The 18,951-nt window shown below is 39.0% G+C and carries 21 protein-coding genes; 1 reads left to right on the top strand and 20 read right to left on the bottom strand.

All coding sequences use genetic code 11. From position 1 onward, the window contains the following. Nucleotides 1-22 precede the first annotated feature (22 nt). Nucleotides 23-538 carry a phosphodiesterase gene (yfcE, locus tag Q0E19_RS04200; RefSeq protein WP_294407729.1) on the top strand — a complete coding sequence of 172 codons (516 nt, stop codon included), beginning with the start codon at nucleotides 23-25 and terminating at the stop codon, nucleotides 536-538. Nucleotides 539-595: 57 nt separating this feature from the next. On the opposite strand, the gene Q0E19_RS04195 is transcribed toward yfcE, so the two are convergent. The 20 genes from Q0E19_RS04195 to Q0E19_RS04105 all read right to left on the bottom strand — a co-directional run bounded on the left by Q0E19_RS04195 (nucleotide 596) and on the right by Q0E19_RS04105 (nucleotide 18,899). Further along, on the bottom strand, nucleotides 596-1,441 hold the full coding sequence (locus tag Q0E19_RS04195) for an AraC family transcriptional regulator (RefSeq protein WP_294407727.1): 846 nt from the start codon (nucleotides 1,439-1,441) through the stop codon (nucleotides 596-598). 26 nt (nucleotides 1,442-1,467) lie between these two features. Then, nucleotides 1,468-2,205, bottom strand: coding sequence for an ABC transporter ATP-binding protein (locus Q0E19_RS04190; protein WP_294407726.1), 738 nt, complete (start codon nucleotides 2,203-2,205; stop codon nucleotides 1,468-1,470). Between the two features lie 28 nt (nucleotides 2,206-2,233). Next, the gene (locus Q0E19_RS04185) at nucleotides 2,234-3,055 is read right to left on the bottom strand and encodes an ABC transporter permease (RefSeq protein ID WP_294407725.1); all 822 of its coding nucleotides are present in this window, start codon (nucleotides 3,053-3,055) and stop codon (nucleotides 2,234-2,236) included. A gap of 35 nt (nucleotides 3,056-3,090) precedes the next feature. After that, nucleotides 3,091-4,203: a CDP-glycerol glycerophosphotransferase family protein gene (locus tag Q0E19_RS04180; protein ID WP_365904550.1), complete on the bottom strand. Its 1,113-nt coding sequence runs from the start codon at nucleotides 4,201-4,203 to the stop codon at nucleotides 3,091-3,093. Next, a complete protein-coding gene (locus tag Q0E19_RS04175; RefSeq protein WP_294407794.1) occupies nucleotides 4,203-5,039 on the bottom strand; it encodes a glycosyltransferase in 837 nt (278 codons plus the stop codon). The genes Q0E19_RS04180 and Q0E19_RS04175 overlap by 1 nt, the downstream gene beginning before the upstream one ends. 189 nt (nucleotides 5,040-5,228) lie before the next feature. Further along, nucleotides 5,229-5,312, bottom strand: coding sequence for a stage V sporulation protein SpoVM (gene spoVM, locus Q0E19_RS11905; protein ID WP_365904572.1), 84 nt, complete (start codon nucleotides 5,310-5,312; stop codon nucleotides 5,229-5,231). Nucleotides 5,313-5,355: 43 nt separating this feature from the next. Beyond that, nucleotides 5,356-5,991 (bottom strand): thiamine diphosphokinase, encoded by a 636-nt coding sequence (locus Q0E19_RS04170; RefSeq protein ID WP_294407723.1) that lies wholly within the window; start codon nucleotides 5,989-5,991, stop codon nucleotides 5,356-5,358. Then, the gene (rsgA, locus tag Q0E19_RS04165; RefSeq protein ID WP_294407721.1) at nucleotides 5,984-6,868 is read right to left on the bottom strand and encodes a ribosome small subunit-dependent GTPase A; all 885 of its coding nucleotides are present in this window, start codon (nucleotides 6,866-6,868) and stop codon (nucleotides 5,984-5,986) included. Before rsgA ends, Q0E19_RS04170 begins: the two co-directional genes overlap by 8 nt. A 9-nt stretch (nucleotides 6,869-6,877) precedes the next feature. After that, the gene (gene pknB, locus Q0E19_RS04160) at nucleotides 6,878-8,992 is read right to left on the bottom strand and encodes a Stk1 family PASTA domain-containing Ser/Thr kinase (RefSeq protein WP_294407720.1); all 2,115 of its coding nucleotides are present in this window, start codon (nucleotides 8,990-8,992) and stop codon (nucleotides 6,878-6,880) included. Nucleotides 8,993-9,023: 31 nt separating this feature from the next. Continuing rightward, complete coding sequence (locus Q0E19_RS04155; RefSeq protein WP_294407793.1) at nucleotides 9,024-9,761, bottom strand: Stp1/IreP family PP2C-type Ser/Thr phosphatase; 738 nt, start codon at nucleotides 9,759-9,761, stop codon at nucleotides 9,024-9,026. An 18-nt stretch (nucleotides 9,762-9,779) separates the two neighbouring features. Continuing rightward, entirely contained in the window at nucleotides 9,780-10,823 is a 1,044-nt protein-coding gene (rlmN, locus tag Q0E19_RS04150) for a 23S rRNA (adenine(2503)-C(2))-methyltransferase RlmN (protein WP_294407718.1), read from the bottom strand. Between the two features lie 3 nt (nucleotides 10,824-10,826). Continuing rightward, nucleotides 10,827-12,143, bottom strand: a complete 1,317-nt coding sequence (gene rsmB / locus Q0E19_RS04145) for a 16S rRNA (cytosine(967)-C(5))-methyltransferase RsmB (RefSeq protein ID WP_294407717.1) — start codon at nucleotides 12,141-12,143, stop codon at nucleotides 10,827-10,829. Nucleotides 12,144-12,190: 47 nt separating this feature from the next. After that, entirely contained in the window at nucleotides 12,191-13,123 is a 933-nt protein-coding gene (gene fmt / locus Q0E19_RS04140) for a methionyl-tRNA formyltransferase (RefSeq protein ID WP_294407716.1), read from the bottom strand. Then, nucleotides 13,124-13,588 (bottom strand): peptide deformylase, encoded by a 465-nt coding sequence (gene def, locus Q0E19_RS04135; protein ID WP_294407715.1) that lies wholly within the window; start codon nucleotides 13,586-13,588, stop codon nucleotides 13,124-13,126. 29 nt (nucleotides 13,589-13,617) lie between these two features. Further along, entirely contained in the window at nucleotides 13,618-16,083 is a 2,466-nt protein-coding gene (priA, locus tag Q0E19_RS04130; RefSeq protein WP_294407714.1) for a primosomal protein N', read from the bottom strand. 20 nt (nucleotides 16,084-16,103) lie between these two features. Continuing rightward, complete coding sequence (rpoZ, locus tag Q0E19_RS04125) at nucleotides 16,104-16,310, bottom strand: DNA-directed RNA polymerase subunit omega (protein ID WP_294407712.1); 207 nt, start codon at nucleotides 16,308-16,310, stop codon at nucleotides 16,104-16,106. Further along, nucleotides 16,303-16,941 (bottom strand): guanylate kinase, encoded by a 639-nt coding sequence (gene gmk, locus Q0E19_RS04120; protein ID WP_294407710.1) that lies wholly within the window; start codon nucleotides 16,939-16,941, stop codon nucleotides 16,303-16,305. Before gmk ends, rpoZ begins: the two co-directional genes overlap by 8 nt. Beyond that, nucleotides 16,931-17,203 (bottom strand): DUF370 domain-containing protein, encoded by a 273-nt coding sequence (locus tag Q0E19_RS04115; RefSeq protein WP_294407709.1) that lies wholly within the window; start codon nucleotides 17,201-17,203, stop codon nucleotides 16,931-16,933. The genes gmk and Q0E19_RS04115 overlap by 11 nt, the downstream gene beginning before the upstream one ends. Before the next feature lie 15 nt (nucleotides 17,204-17,218). Then, the gene (locus Q0E19_RS04110) at nucleotides 17,219-18,106 is read right to left on the bottom strand and encodes a YicC/YloC family endoribonuclease (protein WP_294407708.1); all 888 of its coding nucleotides are present in this window, start codon (nucleotides 18,104-18,106) and stop codon (nucleotides 17,219-17,221) included. A 139-nt stretch (nucleotides 18,107-18,245) separates the two neighbouring features. Further along, entirely contained in the window at nucleotides 18,246-18,899 is a 654-nt protein-coding gene (locus tag Q0E19_RS04105; protein WP_294407706.1) for an HAD-IA family hydrolase, read from the bottom strand. Between the last annotated feature and the right edge of the window lie 52 nt (nucleotides 18,900-18,951).

The following is an 18,951-nucleotide window of genomic DNA, read 5'->3' as shown; positions in this document are numbered from 1 at the left end:
ACTTACAAAAAGGAAGATAAAAATGAAATTATTTATTGCATCTGACATTCACGGCTCTGCATACTGGTGCAGAAAAATGCTTGAGGCATTTAATGCAAGCGGAGCAGAAAAACTTATTTTGCTTGGTGATATTCTTTACCATGGTCCTAGAAACGATTTACCGACAGAATATGCACCTAAAGAAGTTATTGCTATGCTTAACCCTTTGTCAGACAAGATACTCTGCGTCAGGGGAAACTGCGACACAGAAGTAGATCAGATGGTTCTGAACTTCCCTGTTCTGGCTGAATATGCACTTATTTATGCAGACGGAAAAACTATTTTTGCTACTCATGGTCATAAGTTCAACTGCGAAAATCTGCCGCCGATTTCTGACGGTGATATTCTTTTACATGGACACACACACGTTCCTGTTATAAAAGACTGCGGAAAATACACATATATAAATCCCGGATCAGTTTCAATACCAAAAGAAAATTCGGATCACAGCTATCTGATCTTTGAAAATGGAGAGTTTACTTTTGGCAAACTCGATTAACAACAAAACCACAAAATGCACGCTGAGTTTGACTCAACGTGCATTTTTTATAAATATTTAATTTCTCCACATTTTGCGAAAGGCAGTGCCTGTCATTCCCTCTGCTTTTTTAAACTGACGATTGAAATAGCTCTGATCAGAAAATCCGCAGGCAGCGGAGATCTCATCAATGGTTTTATCAGTAAATCTAAGCAAACGTTTAGCAAGCGTTATACGTTTGGTGTTTATGTACTCAAAAATAGTTATACCGCAGCATTTTTTAAATTCACGTTCCAAATGATACTTTGACATAAAAAACTGAGCAGAAAGCTGTTCAAGGGTGATCTTGTCTGTAAAGTTGCTGTTAAGATATCTCTTAACAGCCTTAGCGGTTTCAGGTACAGCCTCTTTGCTGATACAGGTGCTTTCAAGTATGTCTGTAAGCAAAGAAACTATCAATAATGACGAACGTATTGCGCAGTTCGCAGTTGCTGCGTCATTAAGCTCGATAATATTTCTCAGTATATTTTCCATAGAGAATGAATTTTCAGGCACAAAAACAGCCGCTGATTTCTGATAGAATACATTAAAATACTCTTTAGAAGTTGCACCATTAAAATGCACCCATAATATCTCCCAAGGGTTGTCCTTGCTGCTGCGATAACTATGCTTTTTGGAACAGTCAATAAAAAAAGCCTGACCTTCCCGCAGATTATAATGCCTTCCGTCATATTCAAGAGAGCCTGTGCCGCCAAGAACAAAAACGATCAGAAATGAATTGAGATTTTCTCTCTGAGTAGCTTTACTATCGCCAAGCTTTATATATCCTGTTTCCTGAACGTAAAAAAAGCTTTTCCTGACTTCATCTGACGGAGTATTGATAATGCGCACCGAACGCTCCTCCGTCTGCAAGTTCTTTGTCATCGGCTGCCCTCCTTTTAAAAAATTACTTATTTTTTCGGAGCAGGCTTTTTGCTGTATTCTTCAAAAGCCTCTTCAACAGTTCCATCTACCTTGACCATACCGTCTTTCAAAAATATTGCTCTGGAACAGGTTTCCTGCACTGCGTCTTTTGAATGAGAAACAAAAAGCACAGTAACTCCCGATTCAATAAGGTCATTGATCTTCTGACGGCACTTCTTCTTAAATTCTGCATCTCCGACGCTGAGTGCTTCGTCTACTACAAGTATATCAGGTCTGATATTGATATTTATAGCAAATCCCAAACGCATTTTCATACCGCTTGAGTATGTTCTCACAGGCTGGTCGATATACTCTCCAAGATCAGCAAATTCAATTATATTAGGTTCGATCTCTTTTATCTCCTCATCAGTAAGACCGAGAAGATATCCTTTCAGGTATATGTTCTCCATACCCGTCATATCTGGTGAAAAACCTGCTGTAAGTTCAAGGAGAGCTGCAACCTTTCCTCTGACAATGACTTCACCGTCAGTAGGAAAAGATACACCTGTTATCATTTTCAATATGGTAGACTTTCCTGCGCCGTTCTTACCAATTATGCCAACAGATTCTCCAGGATAAATTTTAAAACTAATGCCTTTAAGAGCGCTGTGTCTTTTTACACCTTTGTTTTTAGTGAATATAGCTTTAAATCTCTGCTTTTCATTCTTGTAAAGCAGATATTCTTTTTTTACGTCTTTAAACTCTATAATTGGTTGTTTTTCCATTAACCAACTTCCGTCCTTTCAAATTGCTTTACAGTACATCAGGCAGAATTTTTCTGAATTTCTTATAAAAATGCGATCCCACAAAAATGAGTGCAATAAACTCTGCGTAGAACACAACAGTTTCGGTAGTATAATTGCTGTCGAAAATAAAAGTGTCAGTAAGGAAAGATTTTCTGTATCCGTTGACAAAATAGTTTACAGGATTAAAGTACATGATTTTTTTCAGCCATGGCTGTGAAAGATCATATGTACTCCAGAAAATGCCTGAAAGCCAGAAAAGTCCTGTAATTATAGAGTTTACAAGGTTTTCAAAGTCCTTGCTGAATGCACTGAGCGGTGCAGTTGCCCAAGAAAGCACAAGGAAGAACAAGAACATCATTGCACAGTAGTAAAAATACTGCAAATTATATATGCTCGGAGCATATCCCATACAAATAAGAATAATATACATTATCACGCAAAGCATAATATGGATATACAAAGACGCTAATGATGTAAATGTCATAATATTTGAAACAGGGAAACTCAGTTTTGTAACGAATTGCTTATTACTGCGAATCGACCTTGAACCGCCGACGATCATTTCAGAAATATAAAACCAAGGTACATAACCTGTCAGCATAAACACAAAACGTTTATACTTTTCACCCATAAAAATTACATCACTTGAACCTCTGAGACCGATCGCAAAAGCGAACCAAAGTATAAATAATGTAAATGACGGCTTGATAACCGCCCAAAGCGGACCAAGAGCTGCTCCCTTATATTTTTTCTTAAGTTCATTTACGGACAAAAGTGCAATTTGTTTGAATTTACCTTTATGTTCGGAAATTATTTCAGTAATTCCCAAACTGCTGTCCTTACTTTTTTTATTATCTATTTTTATCATCTCCGTATATATTCAAGTATCCTGCTGCTGGAGTGTCCGTCACAGGAGGACATATATTTATCAGCAAATGCCTGCATCTTTTTTTGATCGTAATTTTCAAGTGAATTGATTACCTCAACAGCAAGTTTTTCTCCGTCAGTTATGATCTTAGCCGGCATTTCATTTTCAAAATCAAGATAAAAACTTCTGCTTTTACTATACTCCTCATAATCGGGACAAAAAAGTAAAAGCGGTTTACCAAAAAGCGAATATTCAAACACCAATGAAGAATAATCGGTTATCAGCAGATCTACCACAGGAAAAAGCCTGTTAGTTTCAATATTACAGTTAGTAAGATCACTTTTTAGTCTTGGGTGCATCTTTATCAGAACAGCATAATCATCACCAAGCTTATTTTGAAGCTGTGCTGCATATTCCTGACCTACGCAATACGCTCCCGATGCATTTCCACGAAAAGTTGGTGCATAAAGAATAATTCTCTTACCCTTATACTGTGGATAATCTTCATAGAACTCATCTATACAGCGCTGTTTAAAATCAGCTTCAAAAAACGTATCTGTTCTGCTTATTCCCATAGGCTTTACAGTATCGTCATTTAATCTAAATGCTGAACTAAATGGCTTAACACACTCAGGGCTGCTTACCGTAATAAGATCTATGTTTTTTGTAACACTGCCTTTATAGTGTACAGAGATATCATCTGCACTATCATAGCCAAACTTTTTTAAGCAGCCTGCACCATGCCACAACTGTACAACAGTCGTTTCCTTACGTTTTTTGCATGATGTCACAGGTACAAAATAATTGCATATAAACACAGCTTCTGCGACTGCATATTCTTTCATAAAGTCCAGCATATATTTCATAATGCTTTTCAAGCCATGACCGGAAAAATCAAGATACATTTCTGATACATCATAACCATTGCTTTTCAAACATTCTTTCATGCATATCATGCTGTCAGGTGTGCTATCACAGTTTGAATCAGCCAATATTACATAGTTCTTTTTTACAGGTTTGTTTTTATACAAGCTATAATAAAAAGGCAACAAGGTTTTCTGTAAGGCAGACTTGAAATATTGCTTTAATACTATTGAAATCTTATTCATCAGCCTCGTAAAAACCTCTTATATATCTTTCCTGTCATTGATGCAGGCAGCAGGAATATTACAAGCTGTCCTAGGCATGGTATAAGAAAATCACTAAGCTTTGAATAGCCGGAACGGTATATCCTCCAGCGAACGTTTATAAATGATTTTGTGTTTGCCCAGTTCTTTCTGCGTTCATAATTGCCTTTTGTAACTCTGTAACGAACAAGCACACGTCCAAGATTTCTTCCTCTTGCGCCTGCCGCAAGCATTCTGACAACAAAATCATAATCCTCACAGCGTTTTATATCAGAATATCCTCCGCATTTTTTTGCTAAAGATTTCTTATAAACAAGAGTCTGATTATTAAACGGATTTCTGCGCTTTGAATATTTTTTTATCTCCTTATGACTCAAAGGTGTTTTTCTGACTGCAATAAAGCTGCCTTCTTCGCTGTCAAACTCTTCAATATATGCACCAAGTATATCTATTTCAGGGTGTTTAGCCATTGTGTAAAGCGAAACCTCGCATCTGTTAGGCAATGCAACATCATCAGAATCCATCTTAACGATATATTCGTTTACGCATTTATCAATTCCTGCATTGGCACATTTTCCAGTACCAACTTTTTTAGACATACGCAGCGGATGAAAACACTCATAGTTATCCTCAAACTCAGTAACAACACTATCCAGCTCAGTTGTAAGATTTCCGTCACAAACTAATACAAAGTCATTTGTAAGATATGTCTGATCCATCATGCTTTGAATACTTGCTCTCAAAAATTCCGGCTTTTCTCCTGCATATACAGACATAAGCACGCTGTATTCAGGAAGCTTAACATTATTCTTTATCATAGTTGACACAGCGCACACCACCTCACAATAATTATTATCATAAAACATACAAAAATACATTTTACAATCTATATTATTATATCATTTACAGTGTGTTTTGTCAATGACAGATGCCCTATTTTTCAGGCTTTTTACAAAATAAAACATCCGCAGGAAAACTATCCTGCGGACAAGATCAATTGAAAATTTTTATTCTGTATCACGTTTTATCTTAAAAATCATTCTGAGAATTCCTGACAGAGCCTTAGGGCTTTTTACAACTACAACTTTCATAAGTAAAACCTCCATATAAGTTATAGTACATAATATTCATTCTTCAGAATTTGGTGCATAGATCAGACTGTATTACCAGCAAAACACCCTTATTAAACTCAATTTCAGCATGATCTGCCGTAATTTTATTTGATATACCAAGCGGAAAGTTATTGGTGAGAACGCAATCATCTACTTCATATTTAGCACCCTTTATGCTCAGCCCTCCGACTATTTCAGAATAGGCGGCAAGGGAAAGTGAAAAATCTTTTATCGGATAAATATTATATTTTCCGGGTGAAAGCAGCTGTATACGTTCGCTGTCTGATATTATTCTTCCGACACAATTATGTTCGAGCAGATACGCAAGGCTTTGGATATTTCCTATCATATGGTCAAATCTTCCGCCTGTTGCGCCAAAAATCGTAAAATCATTATAACCAAGCGCAATGCCCTCCTTTATGGCGAGCATTAGATCTGTATCATCTTTTTCAACCGGATAAACCTTGGTCGGTTCATTTTCAGGCTTTAGCGACGAATCAAAATCACCGATCACCAGATCAGGCTTTATATCATTTTTATCCGCAAGCTCCCAACCCTTATCAGCGCATATCACATATGGCTCTTTAGGAAGATATGAATAGATCATCTTTCTGCTGACAGGTTCTCCGCCTGCAAAGATAATGCAGTTTTTACTCATTCTTAAACTCCCACTCTTTCAGCTGCTTTGCCTGCTCATACATCTCAGCATAACTGTCAAAGCGTGACTGTGCTATTTTTCCTTCTTTGACAGCATTGATAACTGCACAGCCCTTTTCTTTTGTGTGACTGCAATTCGGAAATTTACATTTGTCTGTATAATCTCTGAATTCTATGAAACAATCTGCAAGCTCATCTTTGAAAATAATATCATAGCGGTTTGTATCAAAAGATGAAAAACCTGGCGTATCAGCAATGTATCCGCCGCCGTCAAGCTTATAAAGCTCAACGTGCCTTGTAGTATGTTTACCTCTTCCAAGCTTCTTACTTATCTCATTCGTAGCAAGCTCCAGTTGAGGGAACATATTGTTCAAAAGCGAGGACTTCCCTACTCCCGTATTTCCCGTAAATGCTGAAAGTTTACCTTGCAGCGCAGCCTTTACAGCCTGTGCGCCGTCACCGCTTAAATTATCAACTTCGTATACCTGAATCCCAGCCTTTTTGTATATATCAGAATATTCCTTACTGCTCTGTTTATCTATCTTAGTAAAAACAATTATAGGAGTGATTTTTTTGTATTCAGCAATAACTATAAACTTATCGAGCAGAAGAAGATTAGGCTTAGGCTCACAGGTAGCACACACAAATCCAAGTATATCAAGATTAGCCAGCGGTGGCCGTATAAGTACTGATTTTCTCGGATATATCTCATTTATCACACAAGAGCCGTCTTTTTCGATCAGTATTTCAACATTATCACCGCATACAGGTGAGATCTGTTTTTTACGGAAAATGCCCCTTGCTTTACATTCATAAATGCCTTCGGAGGCTTCTACTGTGTAGAGACCTCCGATTGCTTTCGTTATTATACCATTCATAACTCACACTTACTGCTGCTCATCTGTATTTTCCGTCTGTGGCGGTTCAACAGGAGCCTGTGTTGTAGTTGTAGTAGTTGTTGTGGTAGTTTCTTCGGTTGTAGTAGTTGTGGTAGTTGGTGTGATATCAAGAAGTCCTGACTCATTCAGTGAACCATTAAGCTTTACAGTCTTTTCATCATAGTCGATGTCATATACTGCGTAGTTTACAGTTCTTCCTGTTTCATTATTTCTGATAGAAATTGTAAGAGTTTCTTTCTTCTTACCTGTGATATCAATATTTACTGTGCTTCCCGCAACTGTTTCACCACTAGCAATAGGCTGGGTATAAGCAACGTTTCCATTCTTGTAGACTTCGATAGAATATGAACCGTGGATACCAGTCGGCATCGGAAGTGCGATCGTCAGGTCAACCGGATCAGTTTCACCTGTTGAAACATAGATCGTTACTTCTGTATCTCTGTCTACCTTTTCGCCCTTATCAATAGACTGGTCAACAACCTTGCCCTTATCACCCTCGTGTGCGATTTCTTCGACCTTAGGTGTGAGCTTATTCTCCTTAAGTGCTGCAATAGCCTTTTCCTTAGTCATACCAACAACGCCAGGAACCTTTACCTTAGTATCAACAGGGCCCTTACTTACAAAAACTGTTACAGAACCGCCGACAGGATATTCCTTGCCTGCTGCTGGCTCTGTCTTGATAACAAGGCCTTCTGCTACTGAATCATCAAACATAGTTCTCAGAACTACTGTAAAGCCTGCTGCTTTAAGTTCACTCTGAGCGACCTCAGACTCTGAACCATTCATATCAGGGATTATAGTCATCTGCTTACCCTTAGATACCTTGATCGTAAGAGTATAGCCTTCCTTAACTGACTTACCTGCTGACTGGCTCTGCCAGAATATGATACCCTCATCATACTCGTCATTATATTCATTTACAAGATCAAACTTAAGCTTATCCTTCCAGTCCTGCTCGACCTGAACAATATTCTTTCCGACAAAGTTAGGAAGAGTAACTGTTCCTGTATGGATACTGCCGTTTCCTGCAAATGACTTAATTACTACCCAGCCGATAACAAACGCTGCAATAATTACAACTGCTACTGTTACAGCAAGAAGTATCGGAACAACATATGAACGCTTCTTTTCGTCCTCTTCATCGTCCTCATCTTCATCATCTGAAATATCATCATCGTCATACTGGTCATCATAATCATCATACTGATCGTTGATATGTTCAACAGGCGGTTCATACACGCTCGGTGCTGCATCCTTATAACCGAATACAACTGACTGATTGAGCTTGAATGTGTCGATATCTCTTATCATCTCAGCTGCTGACTGATAACGTCTTGCAGGATCTCTTTTCATTGCATGGATCACGATCTCTTCAAGTGCCTCAGGTATAGAAGGCATGATCTCTCTAGGACTTACAGCCGTTTCCTGCATATGTTTCAGAGCGATAGCAACAGGGTTTTCACCGTCAAAAGGCTTTCTGCCAGTAAGCATTTCATAAAGCATTACGCCTACTGAATAGATATCTGAACGCTCATCAGTCATATCACCTCTTGCCTGTTCAGGTGAAATATAATGAACTGATCCGATAGTCTTATCGGAAAGGGTCTTGCCGTCGATCCTTGAAAATCTTGCAATACCAAAGTCCATTACCTTTATAGTGCCATCAGTAAAGAGCATGATATTCTGCGGCTTGATATCTCTGTGTACAATACCCTTATCATGTGCGTGCTGAAGCGCTCTGAGTATCTGTGTCACAAAATGCAGAGCATCTTTCCACTTGAGTACTCCCTGCTGTTCAATAAATTCTTTAAGAGTAATACCGTCAATATACTCCATAACGATAAACTGAATCTCGTCAGTAAATCCTACGTCATATATTTTTACGATGTTAGGGTGTGAAAGCACAGCAATAGCCTTGCTCTCATTTCTGAATCTTCTCAGAAACTCTTCATTCTGAGAGAATTCAGGTTTAAGAATTTTAACAGCAACTGTACGGTTTTCCATTACGTCATTAGCCTTATAGACATCAGCCATACCGCCAACGCCGATAAGTTCTGTGATTTCATATCTGCCGTCAAGCTTCTTACCGATGTTAGAATCCATTTTATTCAACTCCTATATATTAATTGTTTACTTAATTTGCTATAACAGCGGCTGAAATATTATCACGTCCGCCCATTTCGTTTGAATGATCTATAAGCGAAGCTACCGCATCATCCAGATTATTTCCAAACACAGTATCGTAGATAAGCTGTTCGTCACAGTAGCCCGACAATCCGTCCGAACAAAGCAGAACAGAGAAGTTTTCTTTTTCCTCAATTTCAAAGTAATCCACTTCAACGTCAGGTTCAACTCCCACCGCCTTAGTGATAACATTTTTCATAGGGTGATTTTCTGCTTCTTCGTCTGTGATCTGACCGCTTCTGCGGAGCATTTCCACATATGTGTGATCGGTAGTGATCTGTCTTATTCCGTCATCGTCCATAAGATATGCACGGCTGTCGCCGACATTTACTGCATAAATGCTCTTTTCGATAACCAATACCGCTACGCAAGTCGTACCCATACCGTTTTTGTCGATATCTTCACGGCTTTTTTCATACACGATAGTATTGGCAAAATGCACAGCATTCATCAGCATATTCCTAATGGAATTTACATTCATATCCTTACGGAAATTTTCATGTATCCTTTGCATAAAAGCGTCAATAGCGACCTGACTTGCAACGCCGCCAGACGCTGCACCGCCCATTCCGTCGCAGACAACTGCAACAGCAGTATTTTCGTCAAGAAATTCTGCACGGACTCTGTCCTGATTTTCACTTCTTCTTTTGCCTATATCAGTAGCCGATGCCAAAAACAAACAGCTCACCACCCTTCTTTGATTCAATTAAATCTCATACTCACGTCTGAGCTGACCACAGGCTGCGTCAATATCTGCACCAAGCGTCCTTCTCACCGTAGCATTTATGCCAAGATCCTCAAGATACTGTCGGAATCTGTTGGCAGATTTTCTGTCAGAACGGTAATTGCGTTCCTTTATCTTATTAACTGGGATTATATTTACATGACAGACAAAATTCTTCAGCAGATCTGCAAGTTCTTCTGCATCTTTCCTTGAATCGTTATGCCCGTCGATCAAAGCATATTCAAAAGATATCCTTCTGCCTGTGACTTTAAAATAATGTCTGCAAGCAGTCAGAAGCTCATTTATATCATACCTGTCATTTATCGGCATGATCTCACTTCTAGCCTGATTATTTGAAGCGTGAAGTGAAATAGAAAGCGTTATGCCAAGCTTAAGTTCAGCAAGTTCATATATCCGTGGAACGATTCCGCAGGTCGATACAGAAACGTGCCGCAATGACATATTCGTTCCGTTTTCATCAGAAAGCAGCCTTAAAAAGTCAACAACATTTTCAAAATTGTCAAGCGGTTCGCCTATTCCCATAAGCACCACACCTGAGATCTTTCGACCGCTGTCACGTTCAGATTCATATATTTGAAGTAAGATCTCAGACGCCGTAAGGCTTCTTTTATAGCCTGCAATAGTTGAGGCACAGAACCTGCAGCCCATTTTACAGCCGACCTGAGTTGACACACAGATCGTATTGCCATAGCTGTATTCCATTATTACAGATTCTATATGATTGCCGTCATTTAATCTATATAGATATTTTACAGTATTATCGGTATTAGATTCAAGTCTTTTTGCTATAAATAGTGATTTTAGACAAAATTTTTCTTTCAGCAGGTTTCGTAATTGTACAGAAAGATTAGTCATATCATCAAAACTTTGCACTCTTTTTACGTGCAGCCAGTTAAAGATCTGTTTAGCACGAAATTTTTTCTCTCCAAGTGCTAAAAGCTGTTCTTCAAGTTCATTTGGCAAAAGACTTAAAATATCAATTTTACCATCATTATATATAAGCATATGTCACCTCCGACGGACGAATTTTGCTATAAAAAATCCGTCAGAATTATACTCAGCAGGTGTAATAGAAATTCTGCACTTGTCAGAATTTACACTAAATACAGAACCAAGTGGAGCAGGCTCAAATTCACTATGTTCCTCTAAAAACTTATCAGCAACATTATCATTTTCCGCCCTTGAAAGAGTACAAGTGGAATATACCAGTGTGCCGCCGACTTTAACGTATGTCGATGAAGTGTCAAGTATTTTATATTGAATATCAGGCAAACGCTCAAACTCAGCTGGGTCTTTATATTTTATTTCAGGCTTACGTCTTATAACACCCAGTCCAGAACATGGAACATCACAAAGCACTCTGTCAGCCATTGGAAGATCATTGTTAAACTCTTTTGCATTGTTGACAGAAGCTTCAACAATATCTAAACCTAAACGTTCTGCACCAGATTTGATAAGCCGCACACGATTAGCATGAAGATCAAAAGCCATTACTTTTCCCTTATTATTCATAAGTTCGGCTATCGTAAATGTCTTACCGCCTGGAGCAGAGCAAAGATCCAATACTGTATCCCCCTCTTGCGGATCAAGTGCTGCACAGCAAAGCTGACTTGAAAGATCCTGAACATGAAATCTTCCCTCTTTGTATGCAGTTGTTTCTTCAGCGCCGCCTGCAAAACAAACATTAAGTGAATTTTTCACCATACTGTTTCGTTCAAAAGTCGCACCGTCAGCCAATAGCACATCAAGAGTATCATTAAAATCATCTGTCAATGTATTCACCTTTACAACAGTAGGCGCACGTCCGAGTGAACTGCTTAACATATTGATCGTCATTTGCCTGCCGTATTCACTATCCCATTTTTCAACTAGCCACACTGGACATGAATATTCAATAGCAAGATTTTCAATATCATTATTACCCTGAGGAAGTTTTTTATCATTTCTGATAAAAGCTCTGAGCATTGCATTGACGAACCCTGGAATAGCAGGATTTCTGTTCTTTTTAGCAAGCTTTACAGCCTCATCAACGGCAGCTGAATCTGGTACCGAATCCATATATTTCAGCTGATAAAGGCCCGTACGCAGTATATTTCTGACAGTATGATTTATCAGATTTTTAGGATTTTGAGATAAACTCTTTATTATCTCGTCAAGAGTATATCTTCTCTCAAGCACACCATAAAACAGTGCAGTAGCAAACTTCTTATCCTGCGGTGTAAGACTGCTTCTTTTTAAAGCTTCGTCAAGCAGGATATTTGAGTATGAGCTGTTATCATCTATACTTGTAAGAAGTTTCACAACAAATTTCCTGGAATTTCCCAATTAGCTACCTCCATAGCTGTAAAGTAAATAGTCTTTACAGCTGATATTTATCCTAAAATCGTACCCTCAGCAACAGGTTTTCCTCTGAGATAATCTTCAGCTTTCATTCGCTTTGAACCCTCTGCCTGTATCTCAGTAAACCTGATAACACCGTCTGAACAAGCTACCAAAAATTCTTTGTTTCCGACAAACGTTCCTGCCGCTTTGCCGCAAGGCTTATATGATACGATCTCTGATTTATAAACCTTTAGCCTTTTACCATTAAGCATTGTAACTGCACAAGGCCAATCAGATAATCCGCATATCTGCTTATGGATATTTCTAACGTTGTTATTAAAATCTATTGCACAAAGGTCTTTTGAAAGCATTGGTGCATAACTTGACAGCTTTTCGTCCTGCGGAACTGGGGTTATCTCGCCCTTTTCCAACTTTTCAAGAGTTTCAGCAAGTACATCTGCACCCATTTCGGCTAATCTGTCAAAAAGTTCAGCAGCTGTTTCATTCTCACCTATGGCTGTTTCTCTTTGAATCAGCATATCACCTGTGTCAAGTCCCTCTGCCATAAGCATTGTTGTTATGCCTGTCTTTTCCTCATCATTCAATACAGCCCATTGTATAGGACCTGCACCTCTGTACTTCGGAAGCAGTGAGCCATGAACATTTACACAGCCATACTTTGGAATATCAAGTACAGCTTTAGGCAGCAGTTTTCCGTATGCTGCAACAACTATGCAGTCAGGTTTAAGATCCTCAATTATCTTAATATACTCCTCGCCGTTTTTCTTCAGGCTCTCCGGCTGATAAACAGGAGTATCATGTGACAAGGCAAGCACCTTTACAGGCGGCGGAGTGAGTTTATATCCTCTGCCCTTCGGTTTATCAGGCTGTGTAAAGACTGCCTGCACATTATGACCATCTTCATAGAGCCTTTTTAATGTAGGAACTGCAAAATCAGGTGTTCCCATATAAATTAAATTCATTTATTCATCGACCTCAACAAATTCTTCAACGATCTCAGTAAAAAGATGACCGTCAAGGTGTGCAAGTTCATGGCAAACTGCCTGTGCGAAAAGTCCTTCTGCGTCCATTTCATACCACTCGCCATGTCTGTCCTGTGCCTTGAATTTTACTTTCATAGGACGTGTAACATATCCCCATTCACCTGGGCAAGACAAACAACCCTCAACAACTCTCTGCTTTTCTTCAGATTCCCATGTTATCTCAGGGTTGATAAGCTCATGAACAATTCCGTCACCAACATCAATGATGCAGAAACGTCTGACTATCGCCACCTGTGGTGCTGCAAGACCAACACCCTGTGCTTTAGCAAGAGTCTGAGCCATGTCATCAAGCCAAGTCCACAGTTTCTCATCAAATTTATCAACAGGCTTGCAAACCTTATGCAGAATTTCATCATTTTTATTCAGTATATTTCTTACTGCCATTAATAATTCCTGTCCTTTCTTATACTTTCTTATAAACCTATATCGCCGTTTATGTCGGCATGAATATGTACAGTCCTGAAATCAGTGTTCTTGTAAAATTCATTAAGCACAAATTTTATCATCGAACGGAAATCCTTTGTATTCTTTGATTTAAGTATCAGTCTGTACCTGTATTTATTATTTATAATTTCCAAAGTGCAGGGTGATGGACCTATTGCACGGAGCGGAAATGTTATTTTATTGTTTCTTATATACTGCCCGATGAGATTTGTGACCCAGTTTGATGCAGCAATAACCTTGCTCTCCATAGGGGCAGAAAATCCCAACACACAGATATCGCAGAACGGCGGATAGATCAACGCCTGTCTTAGAGCTATCTCTTCATCATAGAACTCATCATAATTCTGCTGTGCAGCAAGATTAAGTACATAGTGATCCGGAACAAAAGTCTGTACAAGAGCTGTACCGGACTTCTCACCCCTGCCGCTTCTTCCTACGACTTGTGTGAGCAATGAAAAAGTTCTTTCATAACTTTTAAAATCACCTGTAAAAAGCGACTTATCAAGCGATATTACACCAACGAGAGTAACTTCCGGAAAATTTAATCCTTTGGCTATCATCTGTGTACCGAGCATAATGTCATACTCATGATTTCCAAATGCCTTGAAATTTTCCTCATAAGAATATCGTGATGTAGTAGTATCTGCGTCCATACGAAGAATCCTTGCCTGTGGGAACAATCTTGCAATCTCGTCCTCAACACGCTGTGTACCTACTCCGCCTGCTTTAAGCTTATCTGAACCACATGACGGACAAACACTGTGATTATCCATAGTATAGCCACAATAATGACACATAAATCTGTCATTCTTTTTATGATACGTCAGCGGTATATTACAGTTAGGACACACAACAGGCTGTCTGCATTCTGTACAGCTTATATAAGTTGTAAACCCTCGTCTGTTAAGCAGCAGGATAACCTGTTCATTTTTCTCAAGTGTTTCTGTTATCTTATCCGCAAGCCGTCGGCTGAGCAGACTGTCATTGCCCTGTGCAGCCTCATTCAGCATATCAACGATCTCGACCTCAGGCAATGAAACATCAGAAAACCTATGTTTCAATTCAAACAGATTAAAACGGTTATTCTTTGCATAATAAAATGTTTCAAGAGATGGCGTAGCTGATGCCATAAGCAGCACACAGTCATTATAACCGCATCTTTGGATAGCAACATCTCTTGCATGATACCTTGGAGATGAGTCCGATTTATAGGACTGTTCACCCTCCTCGTCCATAATTATGATGCCGAGGTCTGATACAGGTGCAAACACCGCACTTCTTGTACCGATAACTATCCGTGCATCACCATTTTTTATCCTTTTAAATTCGTCTGTTCGCTGTCCAAGCGACAGTGAGGAATGAAGCAGAGCGATCTTATCTCCAAAAAACGATTTAAACTTACTGACTGTCTGTGGAGTGAGAGATATCTCAGGAACAAGCAGAATAGCTGTCTTGCCCATTTTGACCACAGAATCTATAAGTTTAATAAAAACAGAAGTTTTTCCGCTTCCCGTAACACCATACAGCAATGCCCCAGCAGGCTTTTGTGCCTTTACCAAATCAAAGATGCCATTATATGCTTTCTGCTGTTCATCATTAAGTACGATATCATCAGGATCCTGATGCTGCGATATATCACTGACAGCATTTCTCATAACATCATACTTAAAAGCGTGTAAAATCTTCTTATCACACAAGCGCTTTACAATAGTAGGGGTACAGTTTGTCATATAACACACCTCTTTTACAGATGCGCTTCCGCAGTCCTCCAACAGCTTTATTACTAAAGACTGTTTAGGTGTAAAAGCAAACTTTTCACGTTCGTTAAGGAATTTTTCTGAAAGCTGTACCATTTTTACGCTTTCGTCCCCAACTTTACGCTTAAGATTATCGACTACCTCAATATAGCCTTTATCTATAAGTCCCTCTACAAGTTTCTTTTTCCTTGTATCATTTTTGGTATCAAGAAAATTATCAAGTTCACGCTGATTTTTAGAAACCTGCATAAACTCAATTATATTTCTTTCGTTTTCATCCAGCGTATCAAGGTCGATATAAGTATTGACCAGTTTATAATGCTGAGAAAAGCTATATGAAAATCCCGTCGGAACAACAGACTTGTACGCATCAAAGAAAGTACAGAATGTATGCTCTTTAAGCCAGAAAATTATATTCATCATTTCCTCAGTAAGAAGGCTTTCCTCGTCTATTACTGAAAAAACAGGCTTTATTTTCTCGTTATAAGCTGAATCAAGATACGTCCTTGTAACAAACCCTATAACGTGTCTGTTACCCTTGCCGAATGGAACGATAACTCTGACACCGCATGATATCTTATCATTTAGTTCGCTTGGAACGATATAGCTGTATTCGGCATCAAAGCTGTATGCGGCGCTGCTTACAGCGATTTTTGCAACTGTAAATGGACCCCGCATAGCTTATCCCTCCGTAAAAATCAGCCTCTGAGGCTTGGGTCTTCTATGATCTTATATTCGCCAGCGGCAAACTCATCTACTGCTGTCTTAACAGGCTTTTCATCAAGTGATATCTCATTTTCAAAAGCCTCTTCAGTTATCTCTCTCGCTCTTTTTGCTACTGCGATAACAAGTGAATAGTAGCTCTCATTGTTCTTTAAAATCTGACATATTGCCGGTCTAAGCATTTTCAAGCACCTCTCCGATTAATTTCTTTGTTTCTTCTCTATCTGATTTGAATTTATCAGCTTTATCATCTTCAGCTTTTGCTGAATTAAATACTATATTAAAATCTTCAACAGCCTTTTCAAGTTCGTCATTCATAATGACATAATCATACTTGTCAGCCTGTTTTATCTCACCAACGGCTTCGCTGAGTCTTTTCTGAATAACAGATTCTTCCTCAGTACCTCTCTTATGAAGTCTTCTGTCTATCTCTTTTATAGACGGCGGAAGAATAAACATAAGCACGGCTTCAGGCATTGCCTTTTTCACCTGAAATGCTCCCTTGGTTTCGATCTCAAGTACAACATCTCTTCCCTGCTCCAGATTGCCCTTTACAGTTTCAAGCGGTGTTCCATAGTAATGATCTGCATAACCTGCATATTCAAGGAACTCATTATTCTGAGCCATTTTCTCAAACTGGTCATTCTTTATAAAATGATAATGAACTCCGTCTATCTCACCCTCACGAGGCTTTCTGGTGGTACAGGAAACTGAATAATACACATCTCTGTTCTTAAAAACTTCTGCGAGTATGGTTCCCTTTCCGCAGCCTGACGGAGCCGAGATAACAAACAGCTTGGCATTATTGTTCATTAGCTTCACCCTCCTGATAATCTTTTTCATCATCCGATGCTCTTCCGCCAATAGTTTCCGGAGCAACGGCAGACAAAACAACATGGTCGCTGTCCATAACAATAACTGTTCTTGTACGTCGTCCATAAGTCGCATCAATAAGCGTTCCCTTATCCTTTGCGTCCTGTATGATCCTCTTTATGGGCGCAGAATCTGGGGCAACTATTGCGATAACTCTTGCTGAGGAAACCATATTACCAAAACCGATATTTATCAGCTGCATTGCATTTCCTCCGCACTATTCTATATTCTGAATCTGTTCTCTGATCTTTTCGATCTCAGCCTTAAGATCTACTACCTTCTTTGTAATAGTAAGATCATTAGCCTTTGATCCGATAGTATTGACCTCACGATTGACTTCCTGCACAAGAAAATCAAGTTTTCTTCCGACAGGCTCTTCCGAATTTATAAGATCACGGAACTGAGCAATATGACTTCTAAGTCTTACCGTTTCTTCATCGATAGCAACCTTGTCGGCAAATACTGCAACCTCAGTCAGCACTCTCTGCTTATCGATATTATCAAGTTCTGCCTGACCGAGTGTTTCCATGATCTTTGCATAAAGTCTTTCGCTGTATGCCTGTGAAACGGACGGCTGATGCTCTTCTATCTCGCCGACAGTTTTCTCGATATAATCAAGTCTGCCGCTAATATCATCATACATCTTTTCACCCTCTGTGACACGCATACTAACAAATCTGTCCAGAGCTACCTGAGCAACAGCTTTTACTTCATTCCATATGACCTCTTCGTCCTCTGTTTTCTTCACAACAGTAAACACATCAGGCAGTCTTATAATGTTTGAAAGCACAAGATCATCATCAAGATCAAGGTCGTCAGCGGCATTTCTCAGAGCGTTAAGATAACCCATTGCAACAGGCTTGTTAAGCTCGATCTCGGCGTCAGTACCCTCCTGATTATATATCGAAACCGAAGCCTCGACCTTTCCTCTGGAGATACCGCTTTTAAGAAAGCTCTTAAGCTTTTCATCAAGGTATCCGTAGGCTCTTGGTGTTCTCGATGTAAATTCGTAATATCTGTGATTAACGGAACGTATCTCGACGATTATTTCACGTCCGTTTGCCACAATATGTTCACGGCCGAAACCGGTCATACTCTTTATCATTTTCAGCAGATCCTTTCATTTTTCATAATACAGACTGCATAATTAGTCAAATTATATTATACCATTTCTATTACAAATAAGCAAGCTTTTTTCATAATATTTTAAAATTGTTTTTACCTACGCTTAACATATAGCACTGTCAGCTGTTAAATATGTCAAGCAGGCTGCTGCCTATATAAACATGAGGATATTCCTTAAAATTCTTCCTGTCTGTAGAACCAGTTGTAACACCTGCAAAATCAACACCTGCATTTAACGCAGTTTCTGCATCTATATAGCTGTCACCAATGTAAAGAACATCGCTCTTATCAAGATTAAGACGCTTTATCATTTCATTAAGTCCCTGCGGATCAGGCTTTGCATTCTTTACATCTTCTCCGCCTATTATCTCATCATATGGATGTGAATTTGCCTGAACAGAAAATGTGTCTTCTATCCTGTAACGGAACTTTGTGGAAACTATACCTACTTTCTTTCCTGCGTGCTGCAGCACCTGCATAATAGCGATCGTATCATCATAGAAGTATGTGTATTTAACCATAACTTCATCGGCTTTATGTACATACTCCTTGCGCATATCCTCACGCTGAGGATTATTCTCTATGCCTGTCAGTACATCAAAAGCGTCTACAAGCGTAAGACCAATGGTATTGTATATCGTTCTGTCGTCAGGTATCTCATAACCAAACTTTTCAAGAGTATGCTTAAAGCATATCAATATTCCCTTAGATGAATCTGCAAGAGTCAGATCAAAATCAAAAACATATGCCTTATACTTTCCTACTATACTCATTTCATATCTCCATTTCTGAATATTGCTGTTTTACACAAACAGACAGCCACAT

The organism is uncultured Ruminococcus sp. (genome assembly GCF_934476685.1).
Lineage (GTDB): Bacteria > Bacillota > Clostridia > Oscillospirales > Ruminococcaceae > Hominimerdicola.
Note: the sequence above shows the minus strand (reverse complement) of the source record. Positions and strands in the feature narration are given on the sequence as shown.